Genomic DNA, 324 nt, shown 5'->3' on the forward strand with positions numbered 1-324 from the left:
ATGCCCGGGCCCACCAGCAGGCGGTCGGCCTGGGTGGGGCCCATGAAGGCGCTCAGCCAGCGCGCGCCCGCGTCGCGGTCGGCGGGGCTGCCGCCGAAGTCCTGGTAACGCAGGTGAGCCAGCAGGCGCCTCGGGTCGGCGTACAGCTGCGCGCAGCCTTCGGCCATGCGTTGCAGCAGCGCGGGGTCGTCGGGCTCGGGCGGCAGGTTCATGGTCATCTCGGCCGCAGTGCCGCCACGCAGGGGCACGGCCGGTGCCGCGCTGCGCACGAAGCTGCCGCGCCCGGGCCGCGCGTCGATCTGACCGCGCTTTTGCGCCTCGGCC

The 324-nt window shown here is 75.9% G+C and carries 1 pseudogene; it reads right to left on the reverse strand.

The annotated features are described in order from the left end of the window. Nucleotides 1–324 (reverse strand): annotated as a pseudogene (locus B2W70_RS12195) (PLP-dependent aminotransferase family protein); the annotation flags it as partial.

The sequence above is a fragment of the Aquabacterium sp. UBA2148 genome (genome assembly GCF_002328915.1).
Taxonomy (GTDB): domain Bacteria; phylum Pseudomonadota; class Gammaproteobacteria; order Burkholderiales; family Burkholderiaceae_C; genus Aquabacterium; species Aquabacterium parvum.